This window comes from Neisseria macacae ATCC 33926, assembly GCF_022749495.1.
GTDB lineage: Bacteria > Pseudomonadota > Gammaproteobacteria > Burkholderiales > Neisseriaceae > Neisseria > Neisseria macacae.
Map to the genome: position 1 here is coordinate 2431483 of NZ_CP094241.1, position 15343 is coordinate 2446825.

Sequence of the window (15343 nt, forward strand, 5' to 3'; positions counted from 1 at the left end):
GCAAACAAAAATTGTTGCTATTATCATGCGTCGATTATGAATAAAGACCGAATTTTAATCCCAGTAGCCGTCATTACCGTATCATTGCTTCACGCGGGCTTGATTGCGCTTTTGTGGGAAACATATAAACCGCTTATACCGGAAATGGCAAATATTGAGTTTGTCGATTTGGCGGATTTAGGTGGTGGCGACGGAGGTGGAGACGGCACCCCCGAAGGCGAAGGTGCGCCTGCCGCTCCCGAAAAAACACCCGAACCGCAAAAACCTAAGCCACAACCTAAACCCAAACCGGTCGAACGGCCCAAACCACAGTTCAAGCCGGTCATAACAAAAAAAGCGGATGCTGATATCCAGCAGCCGAAAGAGAAGCCCAAGCCGGTTGAAAAACCAAAGCCTGAGCCAAAACCAGAATCCAAACCGGAACCTAAGCCTGAACCTAAACCCGAACCACGTCCAGAGCCTAAACCCCAACCCAAACCAGAATCCAAGCCTGCACCTAAAGCCTCGGACTACACCAGCAGCAGTAAAACCGGGCCGAATACTGCGGAAAACGGTAAAGGCAACGGACAAGGTAAGGCTCCTCATGGCGACAGCAAAGGAAACGGCGGAGGCAACAAAGGCCCTGGTAACGGACAAGGTGAAGGCAGCGGCCCCGGCAGTGGTGGCAACAAAGGCGAACATGGTTCAGGTAGTGGCAGTGGAGGAGGTTCCGGCGGTGGAAATGGCCCTGGAACAGGACCGGGTAGTAGTAGAGCCAATCCCGTTAAAGGCGGCACTTGCCATATTCCTAAACCGCCATATCCGCCTATAGCGGCAGAAAACGGAGATACAGGTACAGTTATGCTGAGTGTCTTGGTTGGGCCGGGAGGAAAAGTTGCTGAAGTTAAAATTTTAAAACGCAGTGGCTCCAATGCTCTTGACCAAGCTGCCCGTAAAGCAGTTAAAAATGGTGCTTGCAATGCCTCTGTCTGGACTGAATTCCGAGTCCCGGTCTCTTTTACTCTTGAGTAATCGGGCGCAACACCTTTATCGACAAAAGTTTTAATTTACTTGGAAAATTTGGAAAAATTATGGATTTAAAAACAATATTCGAATCAGGCGATTTTGTTCTGATCAGTGTATTCGTGTTGATGTTAGTGATGAGCATCGTGACTTGGTGCCTGATTATCCTGCGCTCCATCAAACTGAAAAAAGCCAAAACCGCCAACGCACTCGTTAAAACGCAAATGCTTAATGCCTTTACGCTTACCGAAGCTGTGCAAAAAGTGAAAGATATTGATGCACCAATGAGCCGTGTAGCGGACGAATCCCTGCGTGCCTACCAAAGCTATCGTCAAAGCAATGCGAAAACACTTACTACCGAGCTGCCTTTGAATGAATACCTCGTCATTCAAATCCGAAACAGCATGGAACAAAACATGCGCCAGTTCGATTACGGCATGACTGCTTTGGCATCCATCGGTTCAACTGCCCCGTTTATCGGCTTGTTCGGTACGGTTTGGGGGATTTACCACGCCTTAATCAATATCGGTCAAAGCGGTCAAATGAGTATTGCCGCGGTAGCCGGTCCGATTGGTGAGGCGTTGGTGTCAACCGCCATCGGTTTGTTTGTCGCCATTCCTGCCGTCTTGGCGTATAACTTCCTCAACCGCGGTAAGAAAACCCTCTCTCAAGATATGGACGCTTTCGCACACGATTTACACGTCCGCCTGTTGAATCAAAAGGACTAAATTATGGCATTCGGCTCTATGAATTCCGGCGATGATGCACCGATGTCAGACATCAACGTCACGCCTTTGGTCGACGTGATGCTGGTACTGTTGATCGTTTTCATGATCACCATGCCCGTACTGACCCATTCGATTCCTTTGGAACTGCCGTCCGCTTCAGAAAATGCAGCGAAGCAGAAGGAAAAGCAGCCTAAAGACCCCCTGCGTCTAACCATAGATGTTAATGGCAACTATTACATCGATGGTGATTCTGCAACCAAAGCGGATATTAATACGGTCACTTCCCGACTGAAAACTGAAAAGCAGAAAAACGCCAATACCATCGTTGCCATTTCAGCAGACAAGGCCGTTGAATACGAATATGTCAACAAAGCCCTCGAAGCTGCCCGCGAAGCAGGTATTACCAAAATCGGTTTTGTGACCGAAACTAAAGCACAATAATACCGGCACAGTAAAAAAGGTCGTCTGAAAAGCATTCCTACTTTTCAGACGACCTTTTACATACAAATCAGACACGGCCTAAATATAGTGGATTAACTTTAAACCAGTACGGCGTTGCCTCGCCTTGCCGTACTATCTGTACTGTCTGCGGCTTCGTCGCCTTGTCCTGATTTAAATTTAATCCACTATACATCCAATACATTCATTTTCAGCAATTCCTCTTTTCCTTCATAGTGCAGATGAATTGCATTTTTTATAAATTCGACTTCCTAGACACTCAAATCTACCCTGACCTTCCCGATTGGAGAATAGTTAGACACAAAGCCGGAGGCTCTCCATTCGCTCAAGGATAAGGGGTCGTCTGAAACCTTCACTCTTTTCTGTATAAATACCCTTAGCAGCTACAATATAAGGATTCAGAAAGGTTGTTTTTTAAATACCCCCCACTCCCCGATTTTCCTTAATAACAAAACCGCCATGCCGGATTAGCATCCACCCAATAAAGCGATAAAACCATCTTTATCTTCAATCAAACGAGCACAGAACACACTCTCTACAAAACACTTTCCATTTCAAAAAAGGTCGTCTGAAACCAGATGTGTAATATAGTGGATTAAATTTAAATCAGGACAAGGCGACGAAGCCGCAGACAGTACAGATAGTACGGAACCGATTCACTTGGTGCTTCAGCACCTTAGAGAATCGTTCTCTTTGAGCTAAGGCGAGGCAACGCCGTACTGGTTTAAAGTTAATCCACTATAAAAAAGGCAAACCCGATTAGGTTTGCCTTTTTTATTACAAGACTTAATGAACGTCTTTCCAATATTCTTTTTTCAGGAAGTATGCCAGAGGCAGCATTACTGCAAGCAAGAACATCAACACGATATAGCCTGTACGTTTGCGCTGGAGTTGCGCCGGTTCACCCATGTAAACCAAATAGTTCACCAAATCGCGTACATAAGCATCGTACTCTGTTTGGACGACTTTGCCGTTTGGCAAACGACGGCTGTGCGCGCCAGTAGATTCCCAATAGAGCTTGGGTTTCAATTCGCCATGTTCGTCTTTCACCATGACCGGCCGTCCCTTAGCATCCAGCTCAACCGCTTGAACGCCTTGTTGCTCCCACAAGGGGTGAGGCATGCCGACTTTGTCAAATACGACATTGTTCCAACCGTTCGGACGGGTCGGATCTTTATAGAAGCCGCGCATATAGGCATACAGATAATCCGCGCCTTTAGAACGGGCAATCAGCGTCAGATCCGGAGGAGCCGCACCAAACCATTTGGCAGCATCTTTAGGATTCATCGCCGCCAACATGACATCACCGACGTTGTCTGTCGTAAACATCAGGTTTTTCTTGATTTCTTCATCAGTCAAACCGATGTCTTTCAGACGGTTGAAGCGCATACCGCTTGCCGAGTGGCAGGATAAGCAGTAGTTGGTGAAAATTTGAGCACCGCGCTGCAAGCTGACTTGGTCGCGCAGGTCAATCTCGACTTTTTCATAGTGTCCGCCACCGCTGGCGACGGCGGCACTCATAGGCACTGCCAATAACAAGGCAGCAAACCAGTTTTTCAGGGTATGTTTCATTTTCGCTGCCCTCATCAGATATTGGTTGCAAACAGGTAAGCACCCACTGCGGTAATACCGACATAAACAAAGAACATGATTTTTTGTTTAGTGGTGCTCATGGTTACGCGTTCCGGAACCGGTTTGTTTGTATCCAGTTTGGTATAGAACGGCATACCCAGGAAGAATGCAAAATAGACGACGGACAGAATGCGAGCAACCAAAGTACGGGTATCGGTTGCTACCATCGCACCCAAAATACCCAAACCGATAAAGGCAATGATGAACAGAACCAACGCAGTTTTGAAGATTGGGCCGCGATAGCGGACGGATTTCACTTCACCTTTATCCAACCAAGGCAACAGGGCAATCAGGACAACTGCCGCGCCCATACCGATTACACCCCAAACCTGAGTACCGAGGAATGAAGGAATCGCACGCAAAATGGCGTAGAACGGGGTGAAATACCATACCGGTGCAATGTGCGGCGGTGTTTTCAGCGCGTTTGCCGCATCAAAGTTCGGGGCTTCAAGGAAGTAGCCGCCGCCTTCGGGGGCGAAGAACAATACGGAGCAGAAAACAATCAGGAATACGACAACGCCCAAGATGTCTTTGACGGTGTAGTACGGATGGAAAGGAATGCCATCGAGCGGAACGCCGTTTTCATCTTTGAGTTTCTTGATTTCCACGCCGTCAGGGTTGTTCGAACCCACTTCGTGCAGGGCGATGATGTGTGCCACGACCAAACCGAGCAACACCAGCGGTACGGCAATAACGTGCAGTGCGAAGAAGCGGTTCAGGGTAACGTCAGAAACATTGAAGTCGCCGCGAATCCAAGTGGATAAATCAGGACCGATAACAGGGATGGCAGAGAACAGGTTAATAATCACCTGCGCGCCCCAGAAGGACATTTGACCCCAAGGCAGCAGATAACCCATAAAGGCTTCGGCCATCAATGCCAAGAAAATCAGGGAACCGAAAATCCACACCAATTCGCGCGGTTTTTTGTACGAGCCGTAAATCAGGCCGCGGAACATGTGCAGGTATACGACAATGAAGAAGAAAGATGCGCCTGTGGAGTGCATATAGCGGATAATCCAGCCGCCGGACACGTCGCGCATGATGTACTCTACTGCGGTAAAGGCAGCAGGCAGGTGATAGGCATTCAGGTTGCCGTCCGGTTTGTAGTTCATGGTCAGAAAGATACCGCTGACGATTTGAATCACGAGGACGAGCAGAGCCAAAGAGCCGAAGTAGTACCAGAAGTTGAAGTTCTTCGGCGCGTAGTATTGAGCTAAATGCTCATTCCACATTTTAGACAGAGGGAAACGAGCGTCCGTCCAGTCTAACAATGCTTTTGCTTTGCTATTGGTTTGGTTTGCCATAATTATCGTTCCTTATTTTTAGTCTTCGCCTACCAAGACTGTCGTATCGCTCAGATATTTGTAGGGCGGAACAACCAGGTTGGTCGGTGCAGGAACACCTTTATATACGCGACCTGCCATGTCGAATTTCGAACCGTGGCAAGGGCAGAAGAAACCGCCTTTCCAGTCTGCACCCAAATCCGCGGGGGCAACGTCGGGACGGTAGGTCGGCGAACAGCCCAAGTGGGTACAGATACCGATGGCTACAAGGATGTTCGGCTTAATCGAACGGGTCTCGTTTTTAGCATATTCGGGCTGTTGATCCGCATCGGAATTAGGGTCGGCAACCGCGCCGTTCAAACTTTTCAGGTCTTTGAGCTGCTGATCGGTACGGTTAACCACCCAAATCGGTTTACCTTGCCATTCGGCAGTCAACATTTGTCCGGATTCGATTTTGCTGACATCTATTTCGACGGGAGCACCTGCGGCCTTGGCTTTTTCCGACGGGAAAAAGCTTGCCACGAAAGGCGTAGCTACGCCCAAAGCCGCCACACCGCCCGCGCCGCACGTAGCCAGCGTCAGAAAGCGGCGGCGACCGCTATTGATTTCTTGATTATCCATTATTCAGTCGTCCTAAAATTTTGGGAATACCGAGCCATTAAACGATGTAATTCTACCTAGTTTACCGTGATACTCAAAGCATTATTTAAATTAAGGTAAATTTTCATGACGATTATCAAGGCTTAAGCGGGATTATCTTCGTCGAAATGACAGACTTCCAACTCAAAATGCTGTGCCACGGCTTCGCCCAGGGCGCGGATGCCGTAACGTTCCGTCGCATGGTGTCCCGCGCTGACAAACGCAACGCCTGTTTCATTGGCAAGGTGAAACTGGGCTTCCGAGATTTCTCCGGTCAAATAAGCATCGACACCTTCGTCTATGGTCGTCTGAAAAAATCCTTGCGCACCGCCGGTACACCATGCGATACGTTTGATTTCGCGAGACATATCGCCGACGGCTACGGGCTGCCGTCCCAACGCTGCAGCAATGTGTTGCAACCATTCAGCCAAAGTCTGAGGCGTTTTCAGACGACCTATATTCAACAGGTTCTGTTCGCCGAACTGCCTTTCGACTTCCCAACCCAACTTATCTGCAAGCTGCGCGTTGTTGCCCAACACAGGGTGTGCATCCAGCGGCAGGTGGTAGCCCGCCATATTGATTTGGTGTTGCAATAATGTTTCGATGCGCGCTTTTTTCCAGCCCGTAATCGTTACCGGCTCGCTTTTCCAAAACATCCCGTGATGCACCAAAAGCATGTCCGCGCCCTGCTCCGCAGCAAAATCGACCGCCGCCTTGCTTGCCGTTACCGATGTCGCTATTTTGCCGACTTCTGCCCTGCCCTCGACCTGCAAACCGTTGGGCGCATAGTCTTTGAACATGCCGACCTGCAACACCTCATCGCACCACGCCAAAATATCATTGCGTTTCGCCATATCATTCCTTTCAACACATAGCGGATTGAATTTCACAGGACAAAGCGAAGCAACGCCATCCCTGTTTCAAATCAATTCACCGCATTCATACAAAATCGGACGCACATTCTAACCGCAAACCCTGACGCGCCCCAATCCCCACGCCGTTCGACACGCGCCCGCATTTACACCCCGGCATGAAATATTTTAATATTGCCCGTTTCAAAAGGTCGTCTGAAAGCGTGAAAACCAATGGATTCCATCATCGAACTGCGCCATCTCAAAACCCTGCTGGCACTCGAAGAAACCGGCAGCGTATCCCTTGCCGCCAAGCGCGTCTTCCTGACCCAATCTGCCCTTTCGCACCAAATCCGCGCGCTTGAAAACTATTACGACACCCCCCTGTTTGAGCGCAAATCCACGCCCTTGCGTTTTACACCCGCCGGCGAACGCCTGTTGAGGCTCGCACGCGAACTCCTCCCGCAAGTTTCCGCCGCCGAGCGCGACCTCGCCCGCATCATCGAAGGCGAAGCAGGCGAATTGCGGCTAGCTGTCGAATGCCACACCTGTTTCGACTGGCTCATGCCCGCGATGGGCGAATTCCGCCCCATGTGGCCGCAAGTCGAATTGGACATCGTTTCCGGCTTTCAGGCAGATCCCGTCGGACTCCTGCTGCAACACCGCGCCGATCTCGCCATCGTATCCGAAGCCGAAAAACAAAACGGCATCAGCTTCCGCCCCCTGTTCGCCTACGAAATGGTCGGCATCTGCGCCCAAGACCACCCGCTTGCCGCCAAAACCGTTTGGGAGGCAGAAGACTTCATCGGCGAAACCCTCATTACCTATCCCGTTCCCGACGAAATGCTCGACCTGCCCAAAAAAATATTGTTACCCAAAGGCATCAACCCACCGCGCCGCCGCAGTGAACTGACCATCGCCATCATCCAACTCGTCGCCAGCAAACGCGGCATCGCCGCCCTGCCCTACTGGACCGTGATGCCCTATCTCGAAAAAGGCTACGTCGTCCACCGCCAAATCACCGCCAACGGCCTGCAAAGCGAACTCTACGCCGCCACACGCACCGAAGACGCCGACAAAAGCTATCTCGACAACTTCTGCCAAATCGTCCGCGAACGCAGCTTCGCCGACCTCCCCGGCTTGAGCGAACTGAAAATGCACGGGCACGATTGATGTTTTCTTGAAACACGGTGTTATATAGTGGATTAACTTTAAACCAGTACGGCGTTACCTCGCCTTGCCGTACTGGTTTAAAGTTAATCCACTATAAATTTAATCCACTATACAGTATCAAATCAATCCGACTTCAATATCAAAAGATCGTCTGAAAACCCAAATCTCAGGTTTTCAGACGACCTTTTTATTTCACAATGATAATTTGATTATCCTTCTTCAGGCAGCCTGATAATTTTTACCCGCTCAATGCGTTGACCGTCTTTTTCAACGACTTGGAAACGCCAGCCGTGGAAGTCGGCAAAATCGCCGACATCGGGAATGCTTTGCAGCTCTTCCATAATCAGTCCGGCGACAGTGTGGAAGTCGGCATCTTCTTCCTGCGGCGGGAGGTTGAGTTGCGGCGCGAGTTCGACGTATTCGAGCGAACCGTCCACAGTCAGGCTTTCATCGGCGTTTTCTTGAACGGCGGGTTCTTCTTGGCGCTCAAACTCTTCGGGGAATTCGCCGGCGATGGTTTCCAGCAGGTCTTTCATGGTAACCATGCCCAAAACTGCGCCGAATTCATCGACTACCAAAGCATAATCCGCGCTGCTTTGGCGGAACAGTTCAATCGCACCCAACGCGGTCGTACTGTCCGGCAGGACAAGCGGCTGGCGCAGGACGGCTTGGATATTGAGTTCGCCGGTTTCGAGCAGTTGGGCGAGCAGGTCTTTTTTGTTGATGTAGCCCAACGGTTCATCCACTCCGGCTTTACCGACGACAAGCAGGCGGCTGTACGGGGTGTTTTGCAGTTGGGCATGTTGCTCTTCACGGCTTTGAGAGATGTCCAAACGCTCAATGTCGCGACGCGGAATCATCACGCCGAGGATAGGGCGTTCGGCAAGCGTAAGGACGCTGCGTATCATGGATTTTTCGTTTTCTTCGAAATGCCCATCATCCTCTGCTTCATCGCCCGCTTTGGCAAGTACGCTTTCGCGTATGCCCATCATGCCCAAGACGTTCTCGGCGGTGCGTTTGCGCCACGAGCTGCTGATGTAGTCGTTTTTTCGGCTGTTGCGCTGCGAAATTTGGTTGAACGCTTCAATCAGGATGGAGAAGCCGATAGCGGCGTAGAGGTAGCCTTTCGGAATGTGAAAATGGAAGGCTTCGGCAATGAGGCTGAAACCGATCATCAGCAGGAAACCCAAGCAAAGCATGACGACGGTAGGATGCCTGTCCACAAACTCGGTCAGCGGTTTGCTGGCGGAAATCATGACGGTCATGGCAACGGCAACGGCGCCCATGGCGACGACGATGTGATCGACCATGGCGACGGCAGTGATGACTGAATCGATGGAAAATACCGCATCAAGAATCAGGATTTGGGCAACCACGCTCCAAAATCGCGCGTGTTTTTTCTGACTGTCGGCAACGGCAAACTGGTTATGCCCTTCGAGGCGTTCGTGCAGTTCGGTGGTGGCTTTGTAGAGCAGGAAGATACCGCCCGCGAGCATAATCATGTCTTTGCCGGAAACGTCCAACCCGCTGATGTGGAACAGCGGGCGCGTCAGGGTCATGATGTGTGCCATGAAGCCGAGCATGATGATGCGGATAACGACCGCAAGCCCCAGACCGGTAATACGCGCGCGGTCTCGTTGGGCGGGTTTGACTTTGTTCGCCAAAATGGCGACGAAAACGAGGTTGTCTATCCCCAAGACGACTTCGAGTACCAGAAGCGTGGCAAAGCCTATCCAAGTATGCGGCTCTGCCAACCAACTGAAATCCATGATTTTTGTATTCCTTTATGTTCAAACGCGAAAAGGCAGCCTGAAACGCTCAAGCTGCCTGATTCATATCGATACGCACGAAAAACGGCGGGCGGTCATGCTGCTCTGCTCTGGGTCTTTCATGTGTGCGTATGTCTCAAGTAAAAATAATGTAAATAGTTTAGCAGTTTGGAAGGCGGATGGCAAAAGGTCGTCTGAAAACTGGAATTTGCGTTTTCAGACGACCTGCCAAACCGCTTAAATAACCTGCTCTTTAGTTTTGGTCTCCGCGGCTTTATTCGTCATAAAACCGTCTATCGGCGCATAACCCACAAAATCTGCGTTTTCATCCATGATGACTACCCAATCTTTCGTGCGCCCGCTGGTCAGGGGCAGGAAGAACAAAGGCTTTCCGGAGGCAGATACTTTGGCTGATTTGACGATATCCGCTTCAGACATATTGCGGGCGGCAGCCAATTCGGACAACGGCTTCATCACGCGGCGGATTTTTTCGCGCTCGGCAGGGCCGTCGGGCAGCCACCAATTCGGCCGCATACTCGGCTCGATACCCTTCAGCGACAAACTCAGGCTTTCATTGCCTTCATCGACATTGGCAGCCTCGCGTACGCCTACGCGCTCTATACCGAACCAAGGCAGGGTTTTGAAGCCATCTTTGGCTTTTGCCAAATCCGCCTTATCGATTTCGGCGGCAGTCACAATATTGATACGGTCGCGCTCAAAAGCTGCGGCAACAGGACGGGCAAGGGATACGCTGTACAACCCGTAAATCAAAGCGGCAAGCTGGATCGCGCCGATTAAGGAAAAATCGACCACGCGCTCGCGCATTTTTTTCTTGGGGCTGGCAAGAATCAGGGTCAACAGCGGACCGCACACGATATCCACCGATACAACCAACTTATACAAATCCAAACCGCCGGTCAGTTCGGCATAGGGAAAGGGATACCAGACTTCAAAAACAAGCAGCGCCGCCAAGCCCGCCAGAACCAGACTGACAAGCAGATGCAGCGAGGCGCTTTTCACGGCGAAACGCCATCGCGAAACATGTTGAGTATTTTCCATAATGTTTGTCCGTAACGTAATTATTTGAAATATGATTTTTTGAAGACGTCATTATATCGGAATATAAAAGTTTTGCGGAAAACCAAATAAACATTTTTTTACATATCCCATGTTAAAATCCGCGTTTCTCAAATATTTCAATATGATGCTATGCATACTTCCGATATTGACACAGACGATACGGCTCACGAATACCACGCCGACAATCCCGACTTTCCTGCCAAAACCGTTGTAGCGACGCTATTTATCGGCGCGTTTTTCGGCTATCTCAACGACACGCTTTTAAATGTTGCGCTCACGCCGATTATGAAGGATTTTGGGGTCGACAAGACCACTGTCCAATGGCTGACGACGGGCTTTTTGCTGGTGATGGGCGCGTTCACGCCGATTACGGCGGGCGTGATTCAATGGTTTGAAACGCGCAAGATGGTGTTGTTTACGCAGGCGACGTTTCTGGCGGGTTCGCTGATTTGCGCGTTTGCGCCGACTTTCGGGATTCTGGTCGCGGGGCGGATGGTGCAGGCGGTGTCTGCCGCGTTTTTCGTGCCGCTCCTGTTTAACGGCATTTTGTCGATTTACCCTCCGAACAAACGCGGAACGGCGATGGGTGTGATTACCATGATGTTCACCGCCGCGCCTGCGATGGGGCCGACGCTGTCGGGCATCATCATCGACCACACGCATTGGCGTGTGCTGTTCGGCTTTACCGCGCCGTTTATGCTGGCGGCGATGGTGTTGGTGGGCAAGTATCTGACGGTCAATTTGAGTACCATCAGCCGTCCGAAGATTGATATTTTGTCTGCCGTGCTGTCGATTGCGGGCTTGGGCGGGCTGGTGTATGCGAGCAGTAATTTCGCCCGTCTGCCGCTGGCGGAATTTATCCTGCTGTTTGCAACTTCCGTCGCGCTGGTGGGCTGGTTCGCATACCGCCAGTCCCGCTTGGCGACACCGCTGCTGAACCTTCGGGCGTTTGAGTATAGGCAGTTCCGCCACTGCGTCGTGATTCTGGCGGGCGCAGTGTTCCTGTTTTTAGGCTTGGAACTGATGATGCCGATGTACACGCAGCAGGTACTGATGCTGACGGGTACGGCGACGGGGCTGATTCTGATGCCCGCGAGTATCGCCCAAGCGGTTGCCGCGCCTTTGTTCGGCAAACTGCTGGACAAGAAGGGCGGACGGTTTGTCGTGTTGCCCGCCACGGTGATGTTGACAGTGTCGCTGGCGGTGTTGTGGCTGTTTTTGCGGATTGACACGCAAGTCATGATGCTGACCGCCATGTTCACGCTGATGGCGGTGTCCGTGTCCGCCTGCGTAACGGGCGAAACCCACGGCTTGAACGCGCTGCCGAAAAAACTCAATCCCCACGGCGCGGCGATTCTGACCACCATCAACCCGATTGCCGGCGCGATTGGCGCGGCATTTTTCGTCGGCGCGACCAATATCGGCGAGAAACTGTCTTCCGCCGCCTCGCCGCAACAAGCCATGCTCGACGGCATCCATTTGGCGATGGGTAGCGCGTTGGTGTTGGGCGCGGTGATGGTGTTTTTCGCCATGCGCCTGAAGCGCCACGAACCAGACCAACAAGTTTGAACATAAGGTACTAAACGGGCATTTGAAAGAAGCCGCAAACAGCACAAAGAGGTCGTCTGAAAAAATGCAAAAAACGTCAGGACGACAGGTTATCTCTTGTTTTCTATACCGAAACCGCCCCAGTTTGCTATAATGCCCAGTTTCATCAAACCGCAATACCACACTTTAAAGGACAAAAAATGGGTTTTCTGCAAGGTAAAAAAATCCTGATCACCGGCATGATTTCCGAGCGTTCCATCGCTTACGGCATTGCCAAAGCCTGCCGCGAACAAGGCGCGGATTTGGCGTTCACCTACGTTGTTGACAAACTGGAAGAGCGCGTCCGCAAAATGGCCGCCGAATTGGGTTCCGAACTCGTATTCCGCTGCGATGTCGCCAGCGACGAAGAAATCAACCAAGTTTTCGCCGATTTGGGCAAACATTGGGACGGCTTGGACGGCCTCGTCCACTCCATCGGCTTCGCACCGAAAGAAGCCTTGAGCGGCGACTTCCTCGACAGCATCAGCCGCGAAGCGTTTAATACCGCACACGAAATTTCCGCATACAGCCTGCCCGCATTGGCAAAAGCCGCCCGTCCGATGATGCGCGGCAGAAACTCCGCCATCGTCGCCCTGAGCTACTTGGGCGCGGTTCGTGCGATTCCGAACTACAACGTCATGGGCATGGCCAAAGCCAGCCTCGAAGCAGGCATCCGCTTTACCGCCGCCTGCTTGGGCAAGGAAGGCATCCGCTGCAACGGCATTTCCGCCGGCCCGATTAAAACCCTCGCAGCCTCCGGCATTGCCGATTTCAGCAAACTTTTGGGACACGTCGCTTCCCACAACCCGCTCGGCCGCAACGTAACCATTGATGAAGTCGGCAATACCGCCGCCTTCCTGCTCTCCGAACTCTCTTCAGGCATTACCGGCGAAATCACTTACGTTGACGGCGGTTACAGCATCAACGCCCTGAACGACGAAGAGGCGTAATGATTTGTAATATTTTGTAGAAAAGACAACTTATTACACAAAAAACCGTCTGAATAAGTGGTGTAAAAAAGGTACACCGGCTATTTCAGGCGGTTCTTTTTTCGTATAAAAGGCGGCATATTTCGGGAATTTTGTCATAAAAACAAATTTTAACTTTTCTGAATTTTATTTAACGAATAAAACGATACCATGCCTGCCGGTTTGAAAAAGCCCGTCCGTCACTTCGGACGCACTTTTTTAAAAATTTCACTTTATTATCCACAAACATACAGGAGGACATTTATGTCTATTGCTTCAGAATTCAAACAGTTTATTATGCGCGGCAACGTTATCGACTTGGCAGTCGGTATGGTCGTCGGTACTGCGTTCAGCGGCATCGTTAAATCTTTGGTTGACGACGTAATCATGCCCCCTATCGGTCTGTTGATCGGCGGCGTTGACTTCTCCAACCTGTTCATCACCCTGAAAAACGGTGCGCAAGCGCCCGCAGAAGGCTATGCCAACTTGGCGGCAGCCCAGGCAGCCGGTGCCGTCACCCTGAACCTCGGCCTGTTCATCAACTCCGTTATCAGCTTCCTGATCATTGCTGCTGCGATTTTTGCCGTTATCAAAGCATTGAACTCCATGAAAAAAGCCGAAGCGCCTGTTGAAGAAGCACCTGCAGAGCCTAGCGAAGAAGTATTGCTGTTGCGCGAAATCCGCGACTCTCTGAACAAAAAATAATCTTTTGAAGATTTGAAATAAAAGGTCGTCTGAAACCGAATGTTTGGTTTCAGACGACCTTTTTGTATCCATTTCTTTTCTAAGACCTTTGCAAAATTCCCTAGAATCCCATAAATTCCCATCAAGATATTTATGTGCAAGAAATCACCTCGTTGTTTACACAATAGTTTGAGAAAAATAAGCCTGTAAAACCTCAAAAGGTGTATCACCTTTCAAGTCTTATGCGGCTTCACCTTATTATAAAAATTCACAAAGTGGCACAACTCCTTTTGCTAGTGTTCCAAATCCCTAAACAGAAACTATTATGTTTATGTTATATTTCTATCAAGATGCGGTTCACACACTCCGCCTTGCCGTTGGTCTGCGACCGGGCAATGCGAGTAAACTTTGATCGATGTTGTCCCTTCCTACAGGGTAGAAATCGCCTCAGGCTTGAAATCCCATAGGCACGATCCAATATAGCAAAAACAAAACTATTCTGAGTGCATCATAACCCCATCCGTTATGTACTAAAAAATTTATGGAGATTGACTATGGCTGACTACAAAAGCGATTACTTAAATTCTGTTCTGGAAAGTTACAGGATGAAACATATTGAAGAGCTAATCAATACATATCGCACCAAACGAAATGCAATTAAGCTATTTCTAAATAAACAATACGGCAGTCACATTTATGAGCCATTTAATTCAGGTTCATATAAAAAGCACACAGCTATCAATACCAAATTTGATTTGGATTTGGTCGTACCATTTAAACGCAATGCTTTTTCAACATTAGAAGACATGTTTGAAGATGTTTTTGAAAAATTAACTGAAAAATATCAGCATGAAACGACCATTAAAAAACAAGGTGTTTCGATTGGTTTGACTTTTAATGAAGAAGATGAAATTAATATTGATGTTGTCCCTGCAAGAGAGACAAGTCAAGATTCATTTCCATTAGAAAAAAACTTAAATTTACATAAAACACAAAGTGATGGATATCTTAAAACCAATATTCATGCTCAAATTGAACACATTAAAGCCAAAGAAAATGAAAGAAAAGTTATTCGCTTGCTAAAAATATGGAAAGCTTGTCATCAATATAAATACAAGTCTTTTTTTATTGAACTATTGGTAATTAAGGCTTATGAAAAATCATCTCCACAGGGTAACTTATGGGAACAATTTAAAACCGTTTTAAATTATATTATTGATAATGTTCAAAGCGAAAATTTTACACTCAAAGACCCTGGCAACAATAATAACGATTTGGCATTATCGCTAGATGATATTGAGAAAAATATGTTGGTTTTCAGATTAAAATCTATGTTAGAACAAATTGAATCAAATGAGAAGCAAATAGAGTTTTATCTTCCATTAAATGAAAAATTTGCCGAAGATAATAAAGATGAGAATAAGGCTTATGGTCTTAAAAGTTCAGTTTTAATTTCAACACCACCAGTTTCACAGAGATTTGGTTGAT

15 protein-coding genes and 3 pseudogenes are annotated in these 15343 nt (G+C 49.2%); 10 read left to right on the plus strand and 8 right to left on the minus strand.

Translation table 11 applies throughout. From position 1 onward, the window contains the following. Window positions 1-36 precede the first annotated feature (36 nt). Genes MON40_RS11625 through MON40_RS11635 form a run of 3 tightly spaced genes read left to right on the plus strand, consistent with a single transcriptional unit; the run spans window position 37 to window position 2171 of the window. Entirely contained in the window at window positions 37-1011 is a 975-nt protein-coding gene (locus tag MON40_RS11625) for an energy transducer TonB (RefSeq protein WP_003776262.1), read from the plus strand. 59 nt (window positions 1012-1070) lie between these two features. Continuing rightward, a complete protein-coding gene (locus tag MON40_RS11630) occupies window positions 1071-1730 on the plus strand; it encodes a MotA/TolQ/ExbB proton channel family protein (RefSeq protein ID WP_003759374.1) in 660 nt (219 codons plus the stop codon). A 3-nt stretch (window positions 1731-1733) separates the two neighbouring features. Continuing rightward, entirely contained in the window at window positions 1734-2171 is a 438-nt protein-coding gene (locus MON40_RS11635) for an ExbD/TolR family protein (RefSeq protein WP_003759376.1), read from the plus strand. A gap of 79 nt (window positions 2172-2250) precedes the next feature. Here the strand turns inward: MON40_RS11635 and MON40_RS13605 are convergent. After that, window positions 2251-2361 (minus strand): annotated as a pseudogene (locus MON40_RS13605) (IS5/IS1182 family transposase); the annotation flags it as partial. Window positions 2362-2775: 414 nt separating this feature from the next. Between MON40_RS13605 and MON40_RS11640 the strand changes: the two are divergent. Beyond that, window positions 2776-2838: pseudogene (locus MON40_RS11640) on the plus strand (transposase); the annotation flags it as partial. 137 nt (window positions 2839-2975) lie between these two features. Here the strand turns inward: MON40_RS11640 and MON40_RS11645 are convergent. The 4 genes from MON40_RS11645 to MON40_RS11660 all read right to left on the minus strand — a co-directional run bounded on the left by MON40_RS11645 (window position 2976) and on the right by MON40_RS11660 (window position 6597). Beyond that, window positions 2976-3761, minus strand: coding sequence for a cytochrome c1 (locus tag MON40_RS11645; RefSeq protein WP_174263539.1), 786 nt, complete (start codon window positions 3759-3761; stop codon window positions 2976-2978). Window positions 3762-3775: 14 nt separating this feature from the next. Continuing rightward, a complete protein-coding gene (locus tag MON40_RS11650; RefSeq protein ID WP_003776257.1) occupies window positions 3776-5125 on the minus strand; it encodes a cytochrome b in 1350 nt (449 codons plus the stop codon). Between the two features lie 18 nt (window positions 5126-5143). Then, on the minus strand, window positions 5144-5725 hold the full coding sequence (petA, locus tag MON40_RS11655; RefSeq protein WP_003776255.1) for a ubiquinol-cytochrome c reductase iron-sulfur subunit: 582 nt from the start codon (window positions 5723-5725) through the stop codon (window positions 5144-5146). 122 nt (window positions 5726-5847) lie between these two features. Further along, window positions 5848-6597 (minus strand): Nif3-like dinuclear metal center hexameric protein, encoded by a 750-nt coding sequence (locus tag MON40_RS11660; protein WP_003776253.1) that lies wholly within the window; start codon window positions 6595-6597, stop codon window positions 5848-5850. A 231-nt stretch (window positions 6598-6828) separates the two neighbouring features. On the opposite strand from MON40_RS11660, the gene MON40_RS11665 reads away from it, so the two are divergent. Then, window positions 6829-7767, plus strand: coding sequence for a LysR family transcriptional regulator (locus MON40_RS11665; protein ID WP_003776250.1), 939 nt, complete (start codon window positions 6829-6831; stop codon window positions 7765-7767). 209 nt (window positions 7768-7976) lie between these two features. On the opposite strand, the gene MON40_RS11670 is transcribed toward MON40_RS11665, so the two are convergent. Then, the gene (locus MON40_RS11670; protein WP_003776248.1) at window positions 7977-9536 is read right to left on the minus strand and encodes a TerC family protein; all 1560 of its coding nucleotides are present in this window, start codon (window positions 9534-9536) and stop codon (window positions 7977-7979) included. On the opposite strand from MON40_RS11670, the gene MON40_RS11675 reads away from it, so the two are divergent. Beyond that, window positions 9535-9777 (plus strand): hypothetical protein, encoded by a 243-nt coding sequence (locus MON40_RS11675; RefSeq protein ID WP_003776246.1) that lies wholly within the window; start codon window positions 9535-9537, stop codon window positions 9775-9777. The two genes, MON40_RS11670 and MON40_RS11675, sit on opposite strands and share 2 nt — an antisense overlap. On the opposite strand, the gene MON40_RS11680 is transcribed toward MON40_RS11675, so the two are convergent. Continuing rightward, complete coding sequence (locus tag MON40_RS11680; RefSeq protein WP_003776244.1) at window positions 9774-10595, minus strand: hypothetical protein; 822 nt, start codon at window positions 10593-10595, stop codon at window positions 9774-9776. The genes MON40_RS11675 and MON40_RS11680 overlap by 4 nt on opposite strands. 150 nt (window positions 10596-10745) lie before the next feature. On the opposite strand from MON40_RS11680, the gene MON40_RS11685 reads away from it, so the two are divergent. The 3 genes from MON40_RS11685 (at window position 10746) to mscL (ending at window position 13876) form a co-directional block, all read left to right on the plus strand. After that, the gene (locus MON40_RS11685; RefSeq protein ID WP_003776243.1) at window positions 10746-12185 is read left to right on the plus strand and encodes an MFS transporter; all 1440 of its coding nucleotides are present in this window, start codon (window positions 10746-10748) and stop codon (window positions 12183-12185) included. 179 nt (window positions 12186-12364) lie between these two features. After that, the gene (gene fabI / locus MON40_RS11690; protein WP_003766805.1) at window positions 12365-13153 is read left to right on the plus strand and encodes an enoyl-ACP reductase FabI; all 789 of its coding nucleotides are present in this window, start codon (window positions 12365-12367) and stop codon (window positions 13151-13153) included. A 282-nt stretch (window positions 13154-13435) separates the two neighbouring features. Further along, window positions 13436-13876 carry a large conductance mechanosensitive channel protein MscL gene (gene mscL, locus MON40_RS11695; protein WP_003766815.1) on the plus strand — a complete coding sequence of 147 codons (441 nt, stop codon included), beginning with the start codon at window positions 13436-13438 and terminating at the stop codon, window positions 13874-13876. 156 nt (window positions 13877-14032) lie between these two features. Here the strand turns inward: mscL and MON40_RS13610 are convergent. Continuing rightward, window positions 14033-14288 (minus strand): annotated as a pseudogene (locus MON40_RS13610) (integrase core domain-containing protein); the annotation flags it as partial. A 121-nt stretch (window positions 14289-14409) separates the two neighbouring features. Here MON40_RS13610 and MON40_RS11700 point away from each other — a divergent pair. After that, complete coding sequence (locus MON40_RS11700; protein ID WP_242925915.1) at window positions 14410-15342, plus strand: nucleotidyltransferase domain-containing protein; 933 nt, start codon at window positions 14410-14412, stop codon at window positions 15340-15342. The last annotated feature ends 1 nt before the right edge of the window (window position 15343 follow it).

Excerpts from the sequence above, each read along its gene's own strand:
- MON40_RS11635 (WP_003759376.1), top strand. The coding sequence starts at position 1,734 with ATGGCATTCGGCTCTATGAATTCCGGCGATGATGCACCGATGTCAGAC.
- MON40_RS11630 (WP_003759374.1), top strand. The coding sequence starts at position 1,071 with ATGGATTTAAAAACAATATTCGAATCAGGCGATTTTGTTCTGATCAGT.
- MON40_RS11680 (WP_003776244.1), bottom strand. The coding sequence starts at position 10,595 with ATGGAAAATACTCAACATGTTTCGCGATGGCGTTTCGCCGTGAAAAGC.
- MON40_RS11675 (WP_003776246.1), top strand. The coding sequence starts at position 9,535 with ATGATTTTTGTATTCCTTTATGTTCAAACGCGAAAAGGCAGCCTGAAA.
- MON40_RS11685 (WP_003776243.1), top strand. The coding sequence starts at position 10,746 with ATGCATACTTCCGATATTGACACAGACGATACGGCTCACGAATACCAC.
- MON40_RS11660 (WP_003776253.1), bottom strand. The coding sequence starts at position 6,597 with ATGGCGAAACGCAATGATATTTTGGCGTGGTGCGATGAGGTGTTGCAG.
- MON40_RS11665 (WP_003776250.1), top strand. The coding sequence starts at position 6,829 with ATGGATTCCATCATCGAACTGCGCCATCTCAAAACCCTGCTGGCACTC.
- MON40_RS11670 (WP_003776248.1), bottom strand. The coding sequence starts at position 9,536 with ATGGATTTCAGTTGGTTGGCAGAGCCGCATACTTGGATAGGCTTTGCC.
- MON40_RS11645 (WP_174263539.1), bottom strand. The coding sequence starts at position 3,761 with ATGAAACATACCCTGAAAAACTGGTTTGCTGCCTTGTTATTGGCAGTG.
- MON40_RS11700 (WP_242925915.1), top strand. The coding sequence starts at position 14,410 with ATGGCTGACTACAAAAGCGATTACTTAAATTCTGTTCTGGAAAGTTAC.
- fabI (WP_003766805.1), top strand. The coding sequence starts at position 12,365 with ATGGGTTTTCTGCAAGGTAAAAAAATCCTGATCACCGGCATGATTTCC.
- MON40_RS11625 (WP_003776262.1), top strand. The coding sequence starts at position 37 with ATGAATAAAGACCGAATTTTAATCCCAGTAGCCGTCATTACCGTATCA.
- MON40_RS11650 (WP_003776257.1), bottom strand. The coding sequence starts at position 5,125 with ATGGCAAACCAAACCAATAGCAAAGCAAAAGCATTGTTAGACTGGACG.
- petA (WP_003776255.1), bottom strand. The coding sequence starts at position 5,725 with ATGGATAATCAAGAAATCAATAGCGGTCGCCGCCGCTTTCTGACGCTG.
- mscL (WP_003766815.1), top strand. The coding sequence starts at position 13,436 with ATGTCTATTGCTTCAGAATTCAAACAGTTTATTATGCGCGGCAACGTT.